20 protein-coding genes are annotated in these 21854 nt (G+C 38.4%); 8 read left to right on the plus strand and 12 right to left on the minus strand.

The window, feature by feature from the left end; genetic code table 11:
• Positions 1 to 41: 41 nt before the first annotated feature.
• Together LEP1GSC199_RS16610 and LEP1GSC199_RS16615 are read right to left on the minus strand one after the other, a co-directional pair.
• Positions 42 to 386 (minus strand): P-II family nitrogen regulator, encoded by a 345-nt coding sequence (locus tag LEP1GSC199_RS16610; RefSeq protein WP_002988210.1) that lies wholly within the window; start codon positions 384 to 386, stop codon positions 42 to 44.
• Positions 387 to 406: 20 nt separating this feature from the next.
• On the minus strand, positions 407 to 1795 hold the full coding sequence (locus LEP1GSC199_RS16615; RefSeq protein WP_002988018.1) for an ammonium transporter: 1389 nt from the start codon (positions 1793 to 1795) through the stop codon (positions 407 to 409).
• A 295-nt stretch (positions 1796 to 2090) separates the two neighbouring features.
• Between LEP1GSC199_RS16615 and LEP1GSC199_RS16620 the strand changes: the two genes are divergently transcribed.
• On the plus strand, positions 2091 to 3581 hold the full coding sequence (locus LEP1GSC199_RS16620; protein ID WP_002988327.1) for a hypothetical protein: 1491 nt from the start codon (positions 2091 to 2093) through the stop codon (positions 3579 to 3581).
• Positions 3578 to 3862, plus strand: coding sequence for an ATP-dependent Clp protease adaptor ClpS (locus LEP1GSC199_RS16625; protein ID WP_002988032.1), 285 nt, complete (start codon positions 3578 to 3580; stop codon positions 3860 to 3862). Before LEP1GSC199_RS16620 ends, LEP1GSC199_RS16625 begins: the two co-directional genes overlap by 4 nt.
• Before the next feature lie 31 nt (positions 3863 to 3893).
• On the opposite strand, the gene LEP1GSC199_RS16630 is transcribed toward LEP1GSC199_RS16625, so the two are convergent.
• Entirely contained in the window at positions 3894 to 5954 is a 2061-nt protein-coding gene (locus LEP1GSC199_RS16630) for an adenylate/guanylate cyclase domain-containing protein (protein ID WP_002988117.1), read from the minus strand.
• A 46-nt stretch (positions 5955 to 6000) separates the two neighbouring features.
• On the opposite strand from LEP1GSC199_RS16630, the gene LEP1GSC199_RS16635 reads away from it, so the two are divergent.
• The 3 genes from LEP1GSC199_RS16635 (at position 6001) to LEP1GSC199_RS16645 (ending at position 9402) form a co-directional block, all read left to right on the plus strand.
• Positions 6001 to 7320, plus strand: a complete 1320-nt coding sequence (locus tag LEP1GSC199_RS16635) for a class I SAM-dependent RNA methyltransferase (protein WP_002988075.1) — start codon at positions 6001 to 6003, stop codon at positions 7318 to 7320.
• 49 nt (positions 7321 to 7369) lie between these two features.
• On the plus strand, positions 7370 to 8497 hold the full coding sequence (locus tag LEP1GSC199_RS16640; protein ID WP_002988352.1) for a SpoIID/LytB domain-containing protein: 1128 nt from the start codon (positions 7370 to 7372) through the stop codon (positions 8495 to 8497).
• 62 nt (positions 8498 to 8559) lie between these two features.
• Entirely contained in the window at positions 8560 to 9402 is an 843-nt protein-coding gene (locus LEP1GSC199_RS16645; protein ID WP_002988204.1) for an HDOD domain-containing protein, read from the plus strand.
• A gap of 31 nt (positions 9403 to 9433) precedes the next feature.
• Here the strand turns inward: LEP1GSC199_RS16645 and LEP1GSC199_RS16650 are convergent, their stop codons facing one another.
• The 9 genes from LEP1GSC199_RS16650 to LEP1GSC199_RS16685 are packed head-to-tail and all read right to left on the minus strand — an operon-like array spanning position 9434 to position 17686.
• Positions 9434 to 10666: an adenylate/guanylate cyclase domain-containing response regulator gene (locus LEP1GSC199_RS16650; RefSeq protein ID WP_002988322.1), complete on the minus strand. Its 1233-nt coding sequence runs from the start codon at positions 10664 to 10666 to the stop codon at positions 9434 to 9436.
• 5 nt (positions 10667 to 10671) lie between these two features.
• Positions 10672 to 11490 (minus strand): NADH-quinone oxidoreductase subunit B family protein, encoded by an 819-nt coding sequence (locus tag LEP1GSC199_RS16655; protein WP_002988167.1) that lies wholly within the window; start codon positions 11488 to 11490, stop codon positions 10672 to 10674.
• On the minus strand, positions 11487 to 12917 hold the full coding sequence (locus LEP1GSC199_RS16660; RefSeq protein ID WP_002988279.1) for a hydrogenase large subunit: 1431 nt from the start codon (positions 12915 to 12917) through the stop codon (positions 11487 to 11489). Before LEP1GSC199_RS16660 ends, LEP1GSC199_RS16655 begins: the two co-directional genes overlap by 4 nt.
• Positions 12905 to 14122, minus strand: coding sequence for a proton-conducting transporter transmembrane domain-containing protein (locus tag LEP1GSC199_RS16665; RefSeq protein ID WP_002988158.1), 1218 nt, complete (start codon positions 14120 to 14122; stop codon positions 12905 to 12907). The genes LEP1GSC199_RS16660 and LEP1GSC199_RS16665 overlap by 13 nt, the downstream gene beginning before the upstream one ends.
• Positions 14119 to 14247, minus strand: a complete 129-nt coding sequence (locus tag LEP1GSC199_RS22105; RefSeq protein WP_002988289.1) for a hypothetical protein — start codon at positions 14245 to 14247, stop codon at positions 14119 to 14121. Before LEP1GSC199_RS22105 ends, LEP1GSC199_RS16665 begins: the two co-directional genes overlap by 4 nt.
• A 54-nt stretch (positions 14248 to 14301) precedes the next feature.
• Positions 14302 to 14730, minus strand: coding sequence for a hypothetical protein (locus tag LEP1GSC199_RS16670; protein ID WP_002988314.1), 429 nt, complete (start codon positions 14728 to 14730; stop codon positions 14302 to 14304).
• An 8-nt stretch (positions 14731 to 14738) separates the two neighbouring features.
• Positions 14739 to 15617: an NADH-quinone oxidoreductase subunit H gene (locus LEP1GSC199_RS16675; protein WP_002988282.1), complete on the minus strand. Its 879-nt coding sequence runs from the start codon at positions 15615 to 15617 to the stop codon at positions 14739 to 14741.
• Positions 15618 to 17363: a proton-conducting transporter transmembrane domain-containing protein gene (locus LEP1GSC199_RS16680; protein WP_002988190.1), complete on the minus strand. Its 1746-nt coding sequence runs from the start codon at positions 17361 to 17363 to the stop codon at positions 15618 to 15620.
• Between the two features lie 38 nt (positions 17364 to 17401).
• The gene (locus LEP1GSC199_RS16685; protein ID WP_039927189.1) at positions 17402 to 17686 is read right to left on the minus strand and encodes a hypothetical protein; all 285 of its coding nucleotides are present in this window, start codon (positions 17684 to 17686) and stop codon (positions 17402 to 17404) included.
• A 58-nt stretch (positions 17687 to 17744) separates the two neighbouring features.
• On the opposite strand from LEP1GSC199_RS16685, the gene LEP1GSC199_RS16690 reads away from it, so the two are divergent.
• From LEP1GSC199_RS16690 to LEP1GSC199_RS16700, 3 genes are read left to right on the plus strand one after another with little or no spacing between them, the layout of a single operon-like run.
• Positions 17745 to 18449 carry an ABC transporter ATP-binding protein gene (locus LEP1GSC199_RS16690; protein WP_002988242.1) on the plus strand — a complete coding sequence of 235 codons (705 nt, stop codon included), beginning with the start codon at positions 17745 to 17747 and terminating at the stop codon, positions 18447 to 18449.
• Positions 18446 to 20908 (plus strand): ABC transporter permease, encoded by a 2463-nt coding sequence (locus LEP1GSC199_RS16695; protein WP_002988148.1) that lies wholly within the window; start codon positions 18446 to 18448, stop codon positions 20906 to 20908. Before LEP1GSC199_RS16690 ends, LEP1GSC199_RS16695 begins: the two co-directional genes overlap by 4 nt.
• Before the next feature lie 37 nt (positions 20909 to 20945).
• Positions 20946 to 21854 carry a hypothetical protein gene (locus LEP1GSC199_RS16700; RefSeq protein ID WP_002988285.1) on the plus strand — a complete coding sequence of 303 codons (909 nt, stop codon included), beginning with the start codon at positions 20946 to 20948 and terminating at the stop codon, positions 21852 to 21854.

A 21854-nucleotide genomic window follows, 5' to 3' on the forward strand; every position in this document is an offset into this window, starting at 1 on the left:
CCCCGGCACGTTTTCCGATTTTTCCTTTCAGTAAAGGAAGCTTAAATGGCGCTTTTTCCTTTCTCGCCAGTTCTGATTCGAATCACTTCTTCGAGAGAAGAAATAAAAATCTTTCCGTCTCCGATTTTACCGTCACCACTTTTTGCTGCTTTCAAAATGGCATCAACGGTTGGTTTAACGAATTCATCATTTACCGCGATTTCTAAACGAACTTTTCTGAGTAAATTGACAGTGTATTCGTGTCCACGAAATACTTCTGTTTTGCCTTTTTGTTGTCCGTAACCTTGGACGTCAGAAACTGTTAGACGATAGATTTCGTTTTTAGTTAATTCTGCTTTAACTTCTTCCAACTTATGTGGTTGGATGATTGCAATGATCATTTTCATAATGTTATACTCCTATTCCCTTAACCGCGAGCTCTGATATTGAAATCAGGGTAAGCTTCTGCTCCGTGTTCCCCAAGATCCAAACCACTAAGTTCTTCTTCTTCACCCACTCGGATTCCACCTGCAAGTTTCAACACAAACCACAACACGAAAGATATTGCGAATGTGAAACCACCGATAGCAAGGATACCGTAAATTTGAGTTAAAATAGAAGGGACTTCTACTCCAGCAGGAGAACCTTCGTAACCAAAAATGGCAACTGCTAATGTTCCCCAGATACCACATACTAAGTGAACAGAAGTTGCACCCACCGGGTCATCGATTTTGATTTTATCAAAGAAAAGAACGGACAATACTACGAGAACTCCGGAAACCGCACCAATGATGGCAGCAGATGTTGGGCTAACAATCGCACATGGTGCAGTGATACCCACAAGACCGGCAAGTGTTCCGTTAAGAATCATACCAAGGTCAGGTTTTTTTAAGATGATCCAAGCAGTAACAGTTGACGCAAGTGCTCCAAGAGCTGCAGAAATGTTAGTAGTCACAATTACATGTGCCATAACACTTCCATCACCTACACCCATCGTAGAACCAGGGTTAAATCCAAACCAACCGAGCCAGAGGATCAGCGTTCCAAGAGCAGCGGAAGTCATGTTGTGACCAAGAATTGGTTTAATTCTACCGTCTGGTAAAAATTTTCCTTTTCTTGCTCCAAGAACGATAGCACCAGCAAGAGCTGCCCAACCACCTACCGAGTGTACTACGGTAGATCCTGCAAAGTCATGAAAACCAAGACCTGCAATCCAGCCACCACCCCATACCCAGTGACCTGTGAATGGATATAGAAACGCTACTAGAATAAAGGAGAAGATAAGGAAGGAATGAAATTTAATTCGTTCTGCCACAGCTCCAGACACGATAGTTGCTGCTGTTGCTGCAAAAACTAATTGGAAGAAAAATTTCGCAAGAAGTGGAACACCAGTCCAATTCATAGAAGAATACACACCTTGGTATGCATCACCGATTGCAGGTGAGTTATCAGCACCACCTAAGAAAAAAAGACCTTCGGTTGCCAAAAAAGGAGATCCGTCACCAAACATCAAACCCCAACCAATTGCCCAGTAGGAGAAAGTTGCTGCTGCAAAAACAATAAAGTTTTTAGCAAGGATGTTCACGGTGTTCTTCGATTGAGCGAATCCCGATTCAACGAGAGCAAATCCGGCATTCATAAAGAATACCAACATACCAGCGACTAGCACCCATAAGGTGTCTAAACCAACGGTTAAAGTTTTGATTGCATTTGCGGTTTCTTGCGCCGGGTTCGCGACGGTTGCAGCATCATCTGCAAAAAGGAACATCGGAACAACCAGGAGCAGGAAGGCGATTGATTTGAAATACTGTTTCATATTGCCATGTTTCCTTTCCATGTTATTTGCTTAGTAACAGTGCAAGATTGGTACCCGAATTGGATTTGAAGGAGAAAGGGATTAAAAAAAATGAATTAATGCCTAGAAACCCTCCATTTTGTTTAGATTTCTGGGTAAATGGGAGAAAAATATCGTCACTAGAGATGATAATGTTACGTCAATTTGCCTCAATTAAAACCATAAAGTATATTATTTAAGCATATAGGAAATCGATTTGCTCCGAGAACTATAGAAAAAACACGGCCCGAACGAACACAACCGGCCTCTAATAGAGATGAACGAGGAACGAATCCGGCTTTGTAATCAAAAACCTATGTTTTCTAGCGGCAAATACATCCTTTATTGGATGCAAACCTACCGCCGGTTCGACTCAAATCATGCCTTTGCTTATGCGGCCTCACTTGCAAAAAAACAAAACAAAGAACTCATTGTGTATGAGGGATTACGCTGCGACTATCCCTGGAATTCAGAAAGGCTCCATAAATTTATTTTGGAAGGGATGTATGACAACCAAACAAGGGCAGACGAACTAGGAGTCAACTACTGGCCCTTTGTAGAATCCAAAACAAATCCCGCACGGGGAATCTTAAAAGAAATTGCCAAAGATGCAGTCGCGATTATTACCGATGACTTTCCTTGTTTTATTATCCCAAAACAAATTGAGAAACTTTCAAAAAAAATCAATTGTCCACTCATTGCTGTGGATAGTAATTCTATCCTTCCTTTCTCTCGTTTTGATCGAAGTGCTAGTGCTGCAAGAATTCTAAGAATTTGGATTCATAAAGAATTTTTAAAAGGGATGCCGAAGTTCACAAAACCAAAATGGAAAAAAGAAGACCTACTTGGATTGAATGGCAACACAAAACCTCCTGCCGGATTTGGACTCCCAAAAAACTTAAACTCATTTTTACAGACCTTTGATTTTAAAAACGAAGTCCCTCCCGCCAAAGGAGTGAAAGGTGGTCGCAACGAAGCATTAAAAATACTAAAATCCTTTGTCACAAAAAAATTACAAACCTATGAAACAGGTCGCTCCGAACCAAACCGACCTGAGATCACTGCTACAAGTGGCCTTTCCCCCTACCTTCACTTTGGTCATATTGGAATTGAAGAAATCTTTCACTCAGTATTAGAGGTTACATCTAAGGGAAAATGGAATCCTGAACGAATGAGCCACCAAAAGCCCGGAGACCGCAAACATTTTTATTCGGAATCCTCTTCCGCCAATCACTTTTTAGACGAACTCATTACCTGGCGAGACATTGGTTATCTTTTCTTTTGGAAAGACAAACCAAACAATATTAATTTAGAAAATCTTCCAGATTGGGTGAAGTCCAATTTCAAAAAACATAAATCCGATACTAGAGAATATCTCTATACCTTAGAACAGTTTGAATCTGCAAACACACATGATGAACTATGGAATGCTGCCCAAACGGAACTTGTGAAAACAGGAAGAATGCATAACTATATGCGAATGTTGTGGGGAAAAAAAGTAATCGAATGGACAAAAACTTATGAGGAAGCATTTCAAATTTTAGAACATTTAAATAACAAATATGCATACGATGGACGAAATCCGAATTCTTATACTGGGATTTTGTGGTGTTTTGGACTTTTTGATAGGCCCTGGTTTCCCGAACGAAATGTATTCGGAAATGTTCGGTTTATGTCCTCCGATTCCACAAAAAAGAAGTTTAAAATGAAATCCTATTTGGAGTATATTGGTGAACTGAGAGGGAACTCCGACTCATTGTTTCCATGACAGAACAGAACCAACCTTCTATATTTGAAGAAACAAAAACCCATTTTGATTCTGTATACTCTTACTTTGTCATATTGTTCAATGACTCGATTCATGAATTTTCTTATGTAGAAGATTGTCTCATGAAACTTTGTTTCAAAACCAAAAAAGATGCCAAAAAAATTGCCATGGAAGCCCATACCAATGGCAAAGCGGTTTGTTTTCAAGGCAGTATGGAAGAATGTGAAACCGTTGCAGAAAATATGACAAATGCCAACTTAACGGTCATATTAGGTTTATGAAATTCATTTCAGAATCCATCCTTTCCTAAACTTAATCAACAGGCCTTGGTTTTACCTTTGTCACAAAATACACTTTGACCGGTTCAGCCTTACCTTTGAGCGTGAGTTCCTTTGTGTCTTCATATTCAATGTATTCACTCCCACCTGCGGCAAGAAACGCAGCCTCAGAAACGGCAACCTTTCCAGGAATTCCATGGCTTTCTAATCGTGCGGCAGTATTGACGGCATCCCCAATGACGGTGTAGTCCATACGTTTGACAGAACCAATGTTACCAACTATGGCTTCACCAAAATTGACACCAATCCGCAACCGAAATGTGCCGGGGGGGACTCCTAGTTCCAAATTGATCTCTTCCATTTTTTTCTGCATATCCACGGCGCAAGCAATGGCATGATAGGCATCCAGCTCTGTTTGTTTTGGGGCACCCCAAAATGCCATGATGGCATCTCCGATAAACTTATCTAAGGTGGCGGAATAATGAAATATCAATTCCGATAAGGATTCAAAAATTGTATTTAAACTTTGCAGCACAACTCCTGGAGGATTTTTTTCAGCAAAGGTTGTAAATCCAACAATATCAGAGAACAAAGTAGCAATATTTTTTTCCTCACCACCTAACTTGATACTATCGGCGACAATCGTTTCCATCACGGCTGGTGAGAAATATCTAGAGAGTCTATCTTTTTCTTCTCTTTGTTTTTCCACAAGTCTCCTGGAATCGATCATATTTTTTACGATAGATAAGGCTACCGATACAGAAAAAGCTGCAAAAGCATAATCTTTTAGATAAGTATGGCTCGGATACCATTCCCATTGCATTTCCACGAAGATATCATTGAGAATGAGAGTGACAAAGGCAAAAAATCCGAGGGACACCGTTCCCATGGAAGGAACTTTTCTACCGAGAAAGATAATATAAAAAAGTGCTGCACCAAGAATGATGGTAACGAAACTCCAACTGAAGAAAAACTTAGATAGAAAAAAGAAATTGGGAGAAACCAAAACCACAAGTAGAGAAACAAGTCCGGCGATGTCAATGTACCTGTTGGTGATTTTGATCCAACCTTGTCTTACATGAGCAAATCGAACAATGAAGTTAAACAACAAATGGACAAGGCCTATCCAAGCCAAATATTCGATTTTTTTGATCCAAAATCCATCTCCAATGATGGAATAGATGATTTGGCTTTGAAACAAAGTATTAAATGCCATAAAGATGGAACCTAATGCGAAGTATATGGTCGCATCATCTTCATTCCTAAACAAAAATTGCCAATATAAATAAAAACTACCAAGTAACAATGTGAGTACGATCACAAAGATCTTCTTAAAATCGTTCCAATACTCGGCCCGTTCTGAATACTTTACAGAGGACAGGTAAAATTTATCATGAGATAGTCCTGGACTCAAAGGATACTTGGCATACACTCGTACAGCAAGGACATTGGGTTCATCTGTTTTTAATTGGTCTATTGGGATCTGGTAGAACCTGATTTTATCACTATAGAGAGATTTATCATCCAACTCGGCTCCTTCTTCTGTATCCAAATGAAGGCCTGTTCCTCCAATGAATTTCCCGTTCCAATAAACGGCATCGGCTTGGCTGATTTGGCTCAACCGAACAGTTAAGTTCCTTGATTTGAATTTAGAACGGATGTCTTCTTCGGTAATTTGAATTTCTGTTCTATACCAAGCGTATCCCTTATACATTTCTTGGTATTGTTTGAAGTCTGGAAAATACAATTCCCCATCCCCATCTCTCACTTTGTCCCAAGCAGTTTGGATTTGGAATCCAGAAATCCAACCATTTCTTGCTGATTCTTCCAAGCTAGGTTGGGCATGAGCAAAACGTAGGGCTCTCGTTTGTCCGTTTTCTTCATCTAAATAGAGATCATCTTCCTTCTCTTCTGTGACTAGGGGTGAGTCCCCTGGTTTGAAACTCCATTTATGAATGGATTGCCCAAAAGAAGTCTCAGACCTCAGGTCCAAAATTTGGTTGGTGAGGAGGACTTGGGCAGACAGGTTTGAGAGAAAACCCGTAAAAGTTAGGTAGATGAGAAACAAAGAAAAGAGTCTTTTCGAAAAAACCATGTCGGAAATCCTATAAAAATCAGAAGGAACTGGCAAGTAGAAAACATTGGACAAAGTCATTGTGGAAAGTTTAGATTCCGATTTTTCAGGAATCGTCACGGCACCTAACGGGAAAAAGGTGAATGTTTTCTTTGTTTATCCTGGTGACGAACTCCAAGTTGAGTATGTCAAACGTAGGCCAAGACAAAGGTCCTTACGGATTAAGGAAACCATCCGCAACCATGATTGGAAATTGGTGAAATGTGATGTGTTTGGTGAATGCGGTGGGTGTACGGGCCAACACATAAGTTACAAAGAACAATTAGAACTTAAATTTTCACCCATCCTAAATGCATTCCAAAAAGACTTAGGAATCTCCATTACACCCATTCCTTCTGAACAAATTTACGAGTACCGGTCTCGTATGGATTTTTCGGTATTCCCTGGACCGATCATTGGACAAAGGCAAAGAGGAAATTTTCGCAAAGTTGTTCCCATCACCAATTGTTCCATCCAATCAAGCTGGGCCAACGAGGCACTAAAAGACGTACAATCTGTACTCAACCAAAAACCGGAAGTCATTTGGGATCGAAGATCAGAAGAAGGTGGATTAAAATATCTTACCATCAGAAAAGCACAAAACACCGAAGATGGAATTTTAATTTTTACTTTTACCGATGGATATGAATCACATCCTTCCATGGAAAGTTTTCGTAAACTTTGTTTGGAATCTTTATCACAAGAATCATTACTCTTTTGTTACAACAGACCAAAATCGGAAGTTTCTGCTTTTGGACGGCCGGAAGTGTTACGAGGAAAATCTACATTTACCGAAATTGTCCTCGGACAAAACTTTCAAATTCCCTTTGATTCCTTTTTCCAACCGAACCCCAAGGGTTTTTTACCAATCTTATCTTTTATCAAAGAACGACTTCCTAACGCTTGTGAGAATCTAATCGATTTATTTTGTGGGAATGGTTTCTTTTCTTTGTTATACGGTGATTCCTTTCAAAATGTGGATGGATACGAACTTACGGAATCCTCCATTGAAATTGCCTCCAAAACCTTTTTGGAAAAATATCCGAACAAATCTTTTTCCTTCCAAATTGCTAATTTGTTTATGTCCACAGAACTTTTAAAACAAAAAGAGAATGCCACTTTGATTTTGGATCCACCGAGGGCCGGAGCTGGTAAATTGGTAAACCAATGGATTCGCGATTTTGGACCTGAATATGTGTTCTATGTCTCTTGTAATCCTTATTCGCAAAAAGAAGATGTATCGATCTTTCTTTCAAAGTATGATTTTGTGGACGGAATTCTGATTGATCCCTACCCGCACACTCCTCACACAGAATCTGTGTTATTCTTTCGCAGAAAGTCTTCATAATTCCCTTCACCAATTTTGAATTTCCACCGAAAATAGAAACGAGGGTACTATGAAGATTCAAAAATCGATTTTATTCATCTGCGTCGCTATCTTAGGGCAAATCGGTTGTGCGAGTGTGATGGTGACCAACTGGACACCAGAAGAATCCAATTTCAAATCCAAGCCAGTTCGAGTATTTCTTGGCTATGCTACCGAGGAGGAAACGTTTAAGTCCTCAGGGGAAATCATTGTGCGTGATGCCAATGACCTTACGATAAAAAAAGCATACGATTTTTTATCCTTAAATCCGACTGCACTCAAAGCTCCCATCTCCATTCAGAGTGGTTCCCAATTTTTGGAGTACAAGGGAGTGAGTTATAGAGGATCCGTTCTACTAAAACCAGTGGATGGAAAAGTTTATATTATCAATTTAGTTCCTATCGAAGAATACCTTTTGAGTGTAGTTCCTTCTGAAGTCAGTGCCTCTTGGCCGAAAGAAGCACTCAAAGCCCAAGCAGTTTGTGCAAGGACTTATGTAGTGCGTGAAATGTTAAATCGCAAAAAACAAGAGTTTGATGTTGATACATCCACAAACACCCAAGTATACAAAGGAAAAAACAAAGAACATAGAAATACAACGGAAGCTGTATTTGAAACAGAGGGTCTTATCCTCATTCATAAAGGGCAACCCATCCAAAGTTTTTTCCATTCCAATGCCGGTGGATATACTGAAGATCCCATCAATGTTTGGGGTAGTCCCGTAGAATACTTAAAACCGGTTCCATCCGAATATGATAAAGATGGGGATCAGTATTCTTGGGAAGAAAAATGGAAACCAGATTATGTGAATACCAACTTACAATATTTAGGTGTCGGTGAAATCCAGGATATCATTGTATCAAGTCGTTTTCCCTCGTCTCGGGTGAATGAAATGGAAATCATTGGAAGTTCTGGATCCAAAAAAATCAAAGCCACTGAATTTCGAAAAAAAATTGGCGCAACGAAACTCAAATCCACACGATTTGGAATTCGTAAAGAAGAGTCGGGAGAGTATTATGTTAAGGGACTCGGTTCTGGACACGGTGTTGGAATGTCCCAATGGGGAAGTTTTGCTATGGCAAAAAGCCAATTCAACCACAGGGAAATCCTACAACACTATTTTAAAGGAATCGAATTCGCAAGAATAGTTGCCAGGTAGTTGGGAGTTTTTAGTTTCCTTAGTCTGATCTTTCTAGATCCTGACTTTAGGTCCCTATCCGAATGGCAACTGTAGAAGAATACCTTTCCCAAATCAAAGACCTGACGATTGTACCGCCAGTCTTACTCTCCGTACTTTCCCTAGATGATGACAACGAACTCTCCTTTGGAGAGTTAGAAAAAAAAGTCCAATCCGACCAAGTGTTAGTGGCAAGGCTTCTGAAACTTGCCAACTCTCCCTTTTTCTCAAGAGGTAACCCAGTTGCCAATATGAAACAGGTCATCACTCGTTTGGGATTCAAAACGGTTCGGAGTATGGTGGCGATGTCTATGACAGACTCACTCTTTAGCCAAGGAAATTATAAAAAATTCAGGGATGAAGTTTGGGACCATTCGGTTGCCAAAGGAATTTTCGCACAAATTCTCTGTGAAGAAAAGAAATTCAAAAAAGAGGCAGAACTTGCCATCACTTGTGGTTTGATGCAAGACCTCGGACGAATTGTACTCAATACGATTGATAGAAAAAAATATGTGGATGTGCTTACCGAATTCCAAACATCGGATGCGACTCTAATTTCCCTCGAAAAAAAATCCTTTGGAGTGGATTCTTATGAAATAGGAAGTGCTGCCGCCAAACTTTGGAAGATGCCAAACATTATCATTACTTCCATTGAAGACCTTTCCAAACCAGTAAACGAACAGTCAACTCTCGGACAAATCATTGGATTTGCCGGAGTGATCGCAAAGTTTACAGGCCACGGCAAAAAGGAGCCAGGCCTTGAGGAAAAATTTGAAGAATACAGATCAACTTTAGGCCTTGAGATCGAAGACCGAAAAACATTTCTTACCCTCAAAGATGAAAAACTGAAAGCAAACGAATTGTATCAGTTTTGCAGCACTCTTTAGAGAAAAAATTCCAACAAAAAACAAAGACCGGTTAGATGGGTTTTACACTGAGAATTCGGTGTAACCCTTCTTTTCCTTTGATTTTGACAGGTTCCAATTCTTCATACTTGTATTTATTTGCATACTCCTCTGGAAGAAAATTATACAGTCCTTCTGACATATACACTTCCATCGGTTTTGCAATCGATTCCAATCGGCTTGCCATGTTAACAGTATCTCCAACAGCTGTATAAGAAAGTTTTTGGAAGGATCCTACGTTCCCCACAATAGCCTTACCAGAAGCCAAACCAATGCCAATTTGTGGAGTAAATCCATAAATTTGTTGCCATTTGGGTTGCCAAAGTTCAAAAACCTGCACCATTTCCACAGCACAGTCCAAAGCATTTTGTCTATGATCCTCTTGGAAAACTGGGGCACCAAACAAACACATGATGGAATCACCTATGTATTTATCGATCATTCCCCCATAACCCAAAATCACTTCTGTCATAGCCGTAAAGTATTCATTTAAAAATGAAATTACTTGTTCTGGTTTCATTTTTTCGGACAAGGTCGTATAACCACGAATATCCGAAAATAAGACAGATACTTCTTGTTCCTTTCCTTTTTGATCGAGGGAAAGTGTGTTGTTCATCAAACTTTCAACAATGATGGGATCAACATACATACCGAAAACATTTTGCATTTTCTTTTTTTCGGTTTCGAGATTTAGTTTTTCTTCGTATTCCTTTTCCAATTCTTTTTTAAATTTTTTCACCATCGTATTCAAATCTTGAATCTCTGATTGGTTCATACCGTAAAGATCTTGGAATCGTTTTAGGCTGTCGTCCATTTGGATGGAGACAACTTTTTTGCGATAAATTTCTCGGAACAAATTTCTAAACCTATGTTCCAATACATTTTTCTTTAACCTTCGTTTGCCGAAGTATTCGTTGATTCCTAATTGGAAGGCGTGGATGGGAAGTTGTTTCCCTTCGGCTTTCGTAAACACAACCACGGGAAGTTCGGAGGGACCGGCTAAATCCATAATTGATTCTAAAATAGATTCGGGAGAATCTTCGAGTTCAGGGAATTGGATTTCTGTAATTAAAAGATCATACTGAGCTTTTTTGATTTCCTCAGCTCCGTTTTCAAAAACGGAGCGCCAAGTCAGTTCGATGTAATCCCCAAACCACTCAGTGAGTAATTGGGAGATGGTATCATACGATTTTTTTTGGGGTTCGAGTACAAGGACACGAACGATTTCTTCTTTTTCTAAATCCACGCACCTTATTTTGCATTCTCTAAAATTTTGTGAAGCTCCTCTTGAAACCGGAAGGAAAATCTTCCCATTAAAAGTCGAAAACCTTGCAGAATGACGTCTGGCCTTGGGGGATCTCCTGAAATATAAAGATCTGGTTCTTTGGGAAGTTTGCCCATAGGATACAACCCACCACTCACAGCTTCTGTCCCGCAGGCGATTAGCGCCTTGGGTTCACTCATAACATCCCAAGCTGTTTCCAGCGGACCTGCCATCCTTTCACCGACAGGACCAGAAAACACAATGGCATCCGCATGTTTGGGACTGGCAACACAACGAACCCCTTCTCTTTCCGAGTCAAAAACCGAATTAAAAGAAGCATTCAGCTCCGATTCCACAGTGTTGTTTCCCGCAGCGGCGACCTCTCTATAAAGAAATCCTCGTTTTTTTGTCAATCTGCGAAACTGTTCTTGGTTTGGTGTTAGTGGGTGAGGTAAGTCACTTACTTTTGCCATTCGCCCAGAAACGTAGGTAACTTTGAATTCCTCACGACTTAAGGCAAAGGTATAAATAAAACCCGAATCACGAAGTTTACCATCCGAAGATTCTGTACAAAGTCCACATTGTAGGCATTTCCCATAATCAAACTGAACTTCCGAATCAGAAACTATTCGGATTGCTTTGGTAGGACAAACCGCTGCTGATTGGCTCAAGGAACCAGACCCCTCCCTCATCTTCGCTGTTGGTACAGGAATCCCGCGACTTGTCGGATGAACCGGAGAGGCAGTAGCAAAATTTAATACATTCTTAGGGAAAATAAAGCTCTTTAACTCATATAAGAAATTCATAGATCAAACCCAACATAACTAAGATTAAACGATTTGTTATTCAAAGGAAAATCGCCAACTTGTTCTCCACGAACTGCCAATTCCAATGCATGCCAATTTAAAACTGATGGATCACGAATATAAGAATTTTTTACGAGGCCTTCGTGATCAAAATCCAAAGATACAAGTAAAGGACCACGCCATGCTTCCACCGCAGCCGTGTAAATTCCTGCTTTCGGTTTCCATTCTTTCTCGAATTGAGTTCCTTTCATTTTATCATCTTCTGACCATAAGGATTCCCAATCCAAGTCATCCAAATGTGATTCCATCCATTTTAAAGATTGTTCAATTTCCGTATAACGAATGTATGTACGAGCCCAAACATCGCCATTATAATGATGATGTTCTTCTTGTAGAGGTAAAACAGTCCAATCCGGATAATCAGGGTTATCAATTCTTAAGTCATCACAGACCCCGGCCATACGAGCAACCATTCCCAAAAATCCATTTTTTTGCACATCAAGTTCAGAAATAAAACCACAACCCTGCATCCTTTCCTTTAAAGTGGAAACAGAAAGGGCTCTTAGGATTTGAGGACGAACACGTTTGAAATAAACTTTTTTAAGATTAAAAAATGCGTCTTTTGCTTGTTTTGCGGTAATGCGCTGGTTCACCCGAACTCGTCCCGGACGAACGGCCGCCTTTCCAAAACGATTTCCAGTCCATGTTTCCATAAGACCAAGGGCAGCCCCTCTATCAGTAACACAGACCCCGTATAGTGGATAATATCCTATATCTTCCGAAATCCCACCTAAATCCCCAATATGAACCGCAATTCGTTCCAACTCGACTAAAAAGGAACGAAATAAAGCAATATGATTAGAAACCTTGATCCCATACATTTCTTCATAGATTTTACTAAAGGAGACCGCATAACCAACGCTTGTATCCCCAGAAATGGTCTCAGAGAAAGGCATAACCACGGACATCGGTTTCCCTTGAATTTTTTCGCGGATCCCTCTATGTTGAAAACCCAAACGAATCGTTAGGTGACGGATCTCTTCTCCCTCTACGATAAAACGAAAGTGCCCTGGTTCAATGATCCCTGCGTGAATTGGACCCACTGCATGAGAATAAGTTCCTTCCTGAAAAGGAACGTGCAAACCATGATATGCCAAGTCTCTGACGATTCCCGTTTTTTGGTGTAAAGAAAGGTTTTTTCCACGATTGTCAGATAAATAATCTTCTTCCTTTAAATCCGAATAATCTTCAACACCCATATCCTGACCAAAGGCATGACGAACAAGCCAAACCGGATACTGAGGATCCAAAAGAAAATCAATATTACTTTTTTTAGAAGCTACTTCTTCCCGAATCATTTTTTGATCACGGATCACATACTGGTGATAGACACCATCGAAATTAGTAATGCCTGTTATCTTTTCCATATATGTTCTGCCAATAGATAAGTTAAACCGTATGTTCCAACGAATACGGTGAATAAAAAACTAAACCAAAAGAATACCAACCGAGTTTGTAGTATTCCATAGACACCTGATTCAAAATTCCGATTGGGCAACCGAACCAAAGGTAGTACTTTGTTAAGTGCAATAAAGAAAAATATCGCTCCCGTAATAGGAAACAAAAATAATAAGAACATTTTTTGTTTGATAGCAATCTCAATGACTTTTAAATCTAAAACAAAAACGGGAGATAAAGGAAAAACAAACGCTACAAGAAGTGCTAATAAATACATATACAATGCTTTATGACTCAGAGAAGATTTTTCTAGGATCTGCGAGATATTTCTTTTCCCTGCATCCATCCGTAAAATTCCCATTGATAAAAAAACTAATAGTTTTACGAGCACAGTCGTTGTTAACAAAAAGTAAAATACATCATCAGATACATCTAACCACAAAAATAAAGTTAACATACCCGTATGGAAAAGTGCTACCTTCGCTGAAATCCTACGAATGTCTTCCCTTGAAAAAAGAATTAAAGTAGAATACAGAATGGTCAAAACTCCGATAAAAAGAATTCCATTGGCTGCGTTAATCATATGTGGATTGATTTCACGTTCCAACTGTATCAGGGGACGTAAGGCAAGAACTACACTGACTGGCACAAAAGATGCGATCAGGGAAGAAATTTGACTTGGGCTCTCCGCATACGTATCTCCCACCCAAAAGTGATTCGGAACAAGCCCCAACTTCCCACTATATCCGTAAACAGTCAGAAGGATTCCTGTTTCGATCAAAAGTCCACTTTGACCAACTAACCCTTGTTTAAGGGAATCAAAATCTAAATTTTCTAGTGGAGTGGAGGCAAACAAAAGAATTACAATTCCTAAAAAGGCAAGTCCAAGTGCATAAGAATTGATTAATAAAAATTTCCAACCCACATGAAAGGAACGTTCCGTGCCACTAGAGGAAATGAGTAGTGCCCCAAAAAGTGTAGAGGCTTCAATTAAGATCCACTTAAGAACAATATTATCAGTAAACCAGGAGTAAAACAAAGAACAAAAAAAACAAATCTTCAGAATGCTCCATAACCAAATGCGAGTTTGTCCTTTTGTTGGTGCCAAAACAGAAACCAAAAAAATAACAACAAAGGCCAATACTCCGGATAGGTAAAACAATTGTGCCATCATAGTTTTCTCTCCTTGGTATGCATATGAGGAGAGAGTTGCAAAATTCCTCCTGAAACAATAACGAGAATGGCATCCAAAAAGGATCCAAACTCGAGGCCTACGGGAAGACCTTTATCTAATACCATAGTCAAAACAAAAATTCCATTTTCAAAAACACAAAACCCAGCGATGAGAGCAAGTCAGTTTCGCCTAACAACAAAACAAAGAATACCCACATACACGAGTAAAATTACATAAATGAGTCCAATTTTATGAACCGGAATGGAAAGAACAGAAACTCCTTCCGTAATCTTTACTGCTAAAACCAAACCAAGGACCATAAATAACAAGGTCGCAAGGTATCCAAAACGAGGGGCTGTACTTTCGTTCATCTTGGATTTGTTTGCTGTCCAATTTAAAACCCAAGGAGTTAAAATTCCCTTAAACAAAATAACCATTACAATCAGGGAGATGGCATGTTTCCAATCTCCTTCATGAGTTTGCAAAACAGGGAAAACCAAAAGAAATCCTTGTATACTTAGAAAAAAAATAATCCGACTCAACCGGTTTTCAACCAAAACCACAACACCGGTGAGTAACAATAATAAATAGATAAAATCGTATATCATATTAACCCTTAAGAAAGTTTAACTAATGTGCCTAATATTAAAATCGCAATGAATGTTAAGCCCATAAACTCAGGAATCCAAGTCCATTTCCTGCGAACACTATTTGATTCCCAAAAACCAAGAATGATCGCAAGGAGTATGACCATCGGAGCAATCATAAGCTCTCTCGCAAAACTATCCAAAACTTCATTTTTAAATAACTTGGAATGTTCGAGTGCCAACTTCACAAGGAAAACTAGTAGTGTAGAAAGTTTAATGGAACTGGCCAAATCAAAGATTCCCAACTGTTTTCCTGAGGCCTCTAAAATCATCGCCTCATGAACCATTGTTAACTCCAAGTGAGTTCTCGGGTCATCAAACGGTGGTTTTGCGAGCTCTGCAAGAATTGCAATAAAGGACAAAGAAAGAAAGAGTAAACCAATAAGGGCCCCTTGAGGACTCACTGAAATTTCAATATGGGACTGAGCCGCAAGGATCATTAAAATAAAAGTGGGTTCGGCCATTACTGAAAGTAAAATCTCTCTTCCCGATGCCATCCCTCCAAAAGAAGAAGCCCCTTCCATCGCAAAACTTACGTATGCGAACCGGTAAAGCGCAAGGAAAAACGGGATGAGAATGAATGGAGCCCATTCAAACAAAACTACACTCCAAATCATCAGTGCCGAAAACAATGCAACCCTAGGTGCTAAATGCGTAAAATCAGAAATGTTTGTGTGCGAAATTGGATTTTTTCTAAGCGATTTATCCACTTCCCAAAAAAACTGAATTAATTTTGGGCCACGCCTTCCTTGAGCATAAGCACGGACTTTCCGTATAATACCCGTTAAGAGAAATGGCATCACAACAAAAAGAACAACTAAATAAAAATAATACAAAAATGAATTCATCTACAAACCTCCGAAGTCACCCAAAATGAGCAGTGAAAAAATGAAGATCAGAAACATAGAGGAGATAGCCAGGTATTTGCTCACGTCCTCTTCCTTAGGATGGTTTGTGGCAGACATAAAACCAATGCCCAATCTAAAAAAGGAAGTAATCCCTCGGATGAGAAAAGAATCTACTTTTGATTCGCCTGTTTTGTTTAAAAAATAGCGACCGAGGGAATTTCTTAATGGCAGAGAGAATACAGAGGTGGGTATGGAAAGCTCATGACCACTGTAACCTCCTCCACAATCCCAGTTTTTTGTTTTTGGTTTTCCGAATCGTTTTAATTGGTAATGATCATACAAACGGAAGATAAATGCAGCACCAATTGTCACATAGGACACCAATGCTAAAGTCCAAAACCAATCCACAAGTTGCGGATCCACAAAAGGACTCAACATTGGCAAACGAACAAAGTAAGGCAAAACTAAAGGAAAGATAAAAATCACTAAAGCCAAACTAAATAAAGAAATGGTGACCCACCTTCTTTTTTGGGCGCTAAAAGGTTGGATATTGATATCCTTACCCGGTGTAGACAAAAACAAACTCATAAACAATTTGATATGAGTGAATCCACCAAGAACAATTCCAAAGAAAATAAATATCATAGAAGGCAAAAGAAAAACCGAACGACCAATAGGCATATCCAAGATGCGAGCATTTAGATAAAAGTAAGTTGCTTCAGAAACAAATCCGAGAGTACCCGGTAGGACCGCATAACTAAAAGTACCTGCCCCAAGTAACAAGGGAGAGATCCCAAGTAGTCTTCCAATCCCTTTTAGTTCATCACTGGAACTTGAATTTTTGAGTCTTGCTACCATACCAATGGAGAACAACTGAAATGTTTTTGAAAAGGAATGATGAAATAAACTTAAGAAAAACAAAATTCGAAATGAATTACTGAGATTCATGAGTTCAGAATCAACAGAGAATTGAAACATACCCGCGATGATCAAACATAACCAAAGAAAGTTAATCGATTCAACAGAACTATATGCCAATGATATTTTTGGATCTTTATGAAAGAAACTGGTGATACCGCCAAAAAAAATTCCGAGTGCTGCTAACGGAAACAAAACTTGGTATATGATTGGATCCAATTGGTTGGGAAGGACATATCTGTAAAAAAGTAATAGTGGGAATACTTCCAACACACCAGCAAAGGCTCCCAATGCATGTGATGGACCACCCTCATTTACCTTAGGAATCCACAAATGGAACCCAGAAAATCCAGACTTAATTAATAGGCCGATGAGCAGTAAAATGATACCCACATTGTCACCATCAGGTAACATCACCCAGGCGGACAAAAATAATGCAGAAATCCCAGAAGCCAGAAGTAAGGAACCTAAACTTTCAATTTGTTTTTTCCCAAACTCAGTTCCTGAATAGATCAGAATGGTAGAAAATGACGTAACTTCCAAAGCAATTGGGAGGATAAGCGACTTACCCGCCAAATAACAAACACCGAGTGCTGACCAAAAGATGATATAACCGATTGTGACTTTGTTTTTTTCCTTTGGCTCAAAGGACTGAACCAACATAAACGATGAAAAACCGATATATGCCTGAATGACAAGACCAACCAAAATGGGAAAGTCCACAGACAAAACATCATAATTAGAAAATAAGAATATAGCAAGCGGCGAAAGCGCAGATATACCCACTAGGATCGATCTGAAGATTGAAATTCTTTCATCTTCTAACATAACTACCTCAAAAATTAAATTTTAAAGAAATAAGTGTGTTATGTAAGGTTGGGAGGTCCCCGACGATCCGGGAATTTAATAGAAATGATATTAGGTGAAATTGTTGCAGAGATGAGAAAAGAATAGGAATGAAAAACGGAGATATAAACAGGAAGAGAGGGAATATAAAGAAAATTCTCTTCTTCCCCAGGAGGTTCTTCGAAATTTTTCTCACAGGAAAAAATTTCTCCAGACTCGGTAAACTCCGCAATGGAAGTCCACGATTGTGACTTTCCGATGACTAAAACTGACAGGAGTAGAATGAAAAATATACGTGCTATCAATCCGTTTTACCTTAATCTTGATATTCTCGACTGTCTTATATATGGGAAGTTATTTTTCGTGAGCAATGAAAAAAAAGAATCAGTCTCAAAATCTGTCATACAAATCCAACATGTAAACAAAACCTTTTACCAAGGTGAAGTTGCCTTTCCCATTTTGAATGACGTTTCATTTGAAATTGCAGAAAAAAAACTAGTTACCTTGATGGGACCTTCCGGTAGCGGGAAGTCAACACTACTCAACATTCTCTCAGCGATTGAGTCAGCAGATTCAGGACAAATCAATGTATTTGGAAACAAACTCTTCGGTGCCAACGAAAAAGAACTTACCATTTATAGACGAAAAACAATTGGAATCGTCTTTCAATTTTTTCATTTATTTCCTTATCTTTCAGCGATTGATAATGTTTCTTTACCATTATATCTTTCTGGTATCTCTAAATCCGTTGCCGAAGCCAAAGCAAAAGATGCACTTTCTCTTGTTGGCCTAAGTCACAGAAAAGATTTCACTCCCAAAGAAATGTCTGGGGGTGAAAAACAACGAGTTTCGATTGCAAGGGCTATCGTTCACCAACCGAAACTAATCCTTGCTGATGAACCAACGGGAAACCTAGACTCTAGGTCTTCCGAAATGGTTATAAAATTATTCAATAGATGTGTCAAGGAATTGGATATATCTGTATTTCTCGTTACCCATAACGAACAAATAGGAGAATCAGGGGATATTAACTTACGAATGTTAGATGGTAAAATAATAAATAAATGAAATTTCTTTATTATTTATTTATATTCGGATATTTCAAAGATAACATTCCCAAAACGTTATTATCTATTACCGGAATCAGCTTGGGAATTGCTTTATTTGTAAGCACACAAATCAATTCCTGGCGGGCTGAACAAAGTGTTCTTGACCAAATGATTGCATATTCTTCAGAAAAATTTAGCGGAAGGTATGTAGCGAACAACCAAAACCAAGGGGCAAAGGACAGTTTTCTGAAAGAAATTGAGTCCCAAATACCAGAAAATATACGATTAGAGCCGGAATTCCAAACCAAAGGTACCATCACAATAACAAAGGATCACATACAGAGCATTCCCATAATCGGAAAAGACATTCTTTTGTCTTCTCAGATTATGCCGCTACCGAAAGTCGGAAAAAACAAAATACCAAAATATTTCATAAGCCAATCCCTTTCAGAAAAGCTGCGAACACAAAAGACCAAAACAAACTTAACAATCTGTGAAAAAGAAATTACCATACTAGAGGACGATTATCAAATCATCCCGACAGAAGGTATTTTTTTGGTGATGGATATAACAAGGCTTCAATCCTTATGTTATCAAAAAAATCGAATTACTTCTATATGGTTAATTCACGATGAAAATTCTAATGTTAGGTCTTCCCTCGAGAATACCAAGTCCCCAGATTGGACTTATGAATCGAAGGAACTTATACTAGAACGCGCAGGCATCGCCCTAGGTTCCCTAAAAATCAATCTAACAATTGTTTCATTAGTATCCGTACTTATTTCATTTTTTATGGTTTCCAATATGTTTACCGGGCTCTATCTATCGAGAAAACGAGAATTTGGAATTTTGTTATCCATCGGGTCAAACAAAATTAATAATTTCATATTATTTTTAGTCCAAGCTATTGTCATCGGAGCATTTGGCGGTATTGTCGGAATATTGTTCGGAATTTTTATTGCCAATACAAACTTTCTAACAACCGTTAATACGATCACTGATATCAACCAAATTCGTTCTTATCGCCAAATACCAGTATCCATTATCATATCAGGTTTTTTTATTTCTGTTTTTGGATCCATATTAGCATCGATTTATAATTCATACAAAACTTTCCAAATACTTCCCATCGATCTGATCCGAGAAAGAGATGTTTCCAATTCAAAATTTTTCCTTGGGCTTTCTCATCGAAAAACTTTTTTTCTTTCAATTCTATTCATAATCACGGGAATTGTTATTGGTCTTGTTAGTTTTGCAAAACAGATTTTACCAGGAATGTTGGGGGTTGGATTTGTCATCTTAGGATTTGTTATACTCAATTTTTTATGTATACCATATCTAATTCGAATATTAGATAAAACACTTTCAAAATTTCATTTTCCTCCTGCGGCCGAAATTGGATTAAAAGAAATACAAATCGAACCCTGGAAAAACGGTCTCACTGCTTCCACAATAATGTTATCTACATCTCTTGTTTTCACTCTCACCAGTTTAACCGATAGTTACGAAAAATCCTTGATTCGGTGGGTCGATGGTGAAAACAAATCGGATTACTCCCTAATTAATGAAAAAAAGTTGAATTCAGGGGAACCAGGAGTTCCCGTTTCTCTTTTTGAAACCTTGACAATGGATCCAAACTTTTCCTCTGTAGAACCTTTTTACATTGATTCAAAATTCATTGTGAATGGAAAATACTACACCTTACATGTGTTTAATTTCACAAGTAATTATAACAAAAATGATCTAATTGTTTCGAAGAATTTATGTTTTTTAGATCAAATCTGCAAAGGAAATTCTATCACAATCAACACGGAATCAAATTCCAGAGTTTCCATGAAAATTCAGGATGAAAAAGATCACTTTTTCTCAGAAAGAGGAACCATCATGATGGATTATTCCTACTTTCAGAAAAACTATAAAATAAAGTATCTAAACTCGATACGGATTTCCAAAAACAAAAACCTTTCAGAAAAAGAAACAACAAACCTACTGCAAAACATAACAAGGAAATTCGATTTAAAATATATTAACCAGACAGAATTAAAAAAATTATATATGGAAGGAATGAACCAAGTATTTTCTATATTAGATACTTTAAAGATTTCAGCACTGATCATTTCTATTCTGGCCCTTACGACCTCACTTGTATATTTCATAAGGGAAAAATCACAACTGTTAGCAGGACTAAGGGCAATAGGGATGGATTCATTTCAAATGTTCCAAATGGTTTACTGCCAAGCATTATTTCTCGTATCTTTTGGCATTTTTTCTGGAATCCTTAATAGCCTCATATTATCACCAATCGTAATTTTTGGGATCAATCGAAATGCTTTTGGATGGATACTCGATTTCCAATACCCACTCACACTTGTAGTAAAACTCCCGATATTAATTCCCTTAATCACATTTGTCATTTGTCTCATTCCATTCTATTTCCTAAAACAGATGCAAATTTCGAAGGAATTGAAATATGAATAATTCTTTACCGAAAAAGTGGTAATGGTAACTTCTATTCATGGCTGGAAGTATCAAAGTTTGTTTGGAACTCGCAGAGATGATTCGAAAAGAGAATCTCGAATCTAGAGAAAAAATCCCGACTTCAGATACACATTTACGGATCTGGTCCTCCCAACTGTCCAGATCAGAAGAAGAACTCCGGAAGTTGCTTACTGCCCTTAGAGACTGCCATTACATTTTCATTGTATCAGTAGTTGCTCCTGACCAAAATTTATTTGTTTATGGAGAAGACGCTTACGTTTTTGCAGAACCGTTCATTTTGAACGAACTAAAAAAACATTCAGAAGAAACTCTTGAAAAACTTTACGAAGCAAGTAATTACAAAAGAAAGTCAGCATTCCAAATCACTCGTGAACTGTTTCCGAAAATTAAAGAGTTCAACAACACACCTTTAGGTCGGTCCATCAATGTTTCCGTAATGCTTGAAGAATTCCAAAGGATGTTAACTGCACAAAGTTATGAATATACAGACCAATGGCGTAGAAGCAGGCTCCAGGAAATTTTTAAGGATGAAGTAATTGCAGCAGAAGAGTTAGCGAATGCCTCTGCTGTTCGAGAATTTGATCCAACAAAACGCGCGGTAGACCAACTCAAAGAACAAGGCCCCAAAGAAAAGGTTGACCAAAACTGGATTAAAGCAAAAGAAAATTTTTCCACTGAATTTTTATTACGAGTTCACTTTAGAAAATACGAATTTGATGTAGTAAGAAAATTAATCCAATCAGGAAAGCTGAAGGAAGAAAAGGACATTAGATATGTTCGAGACACTCTGCAATTAATGGAAAATAGGATGGAACAAGACAATCTTTTGAAGAGATATTCTACAGAAATGATTGATCTTAGAAGATATGCCCAAGCAAAACTGAATTTGCTCAGGCAAAGTGTTGGATCAAAACAAGAAAACTAA

It is taken from the genome of Leptospira vanthielii serovar Holland str. Waz Holland = ATCC 700522, from assembly GCF_000332455.1.
Taxonomy (GTDB): Bacteria; Spirochaetota; Leptospiria; order Leptospirales; family Leptospiraceae; genus Leptospira_A; species Leptospira_A vanthielii.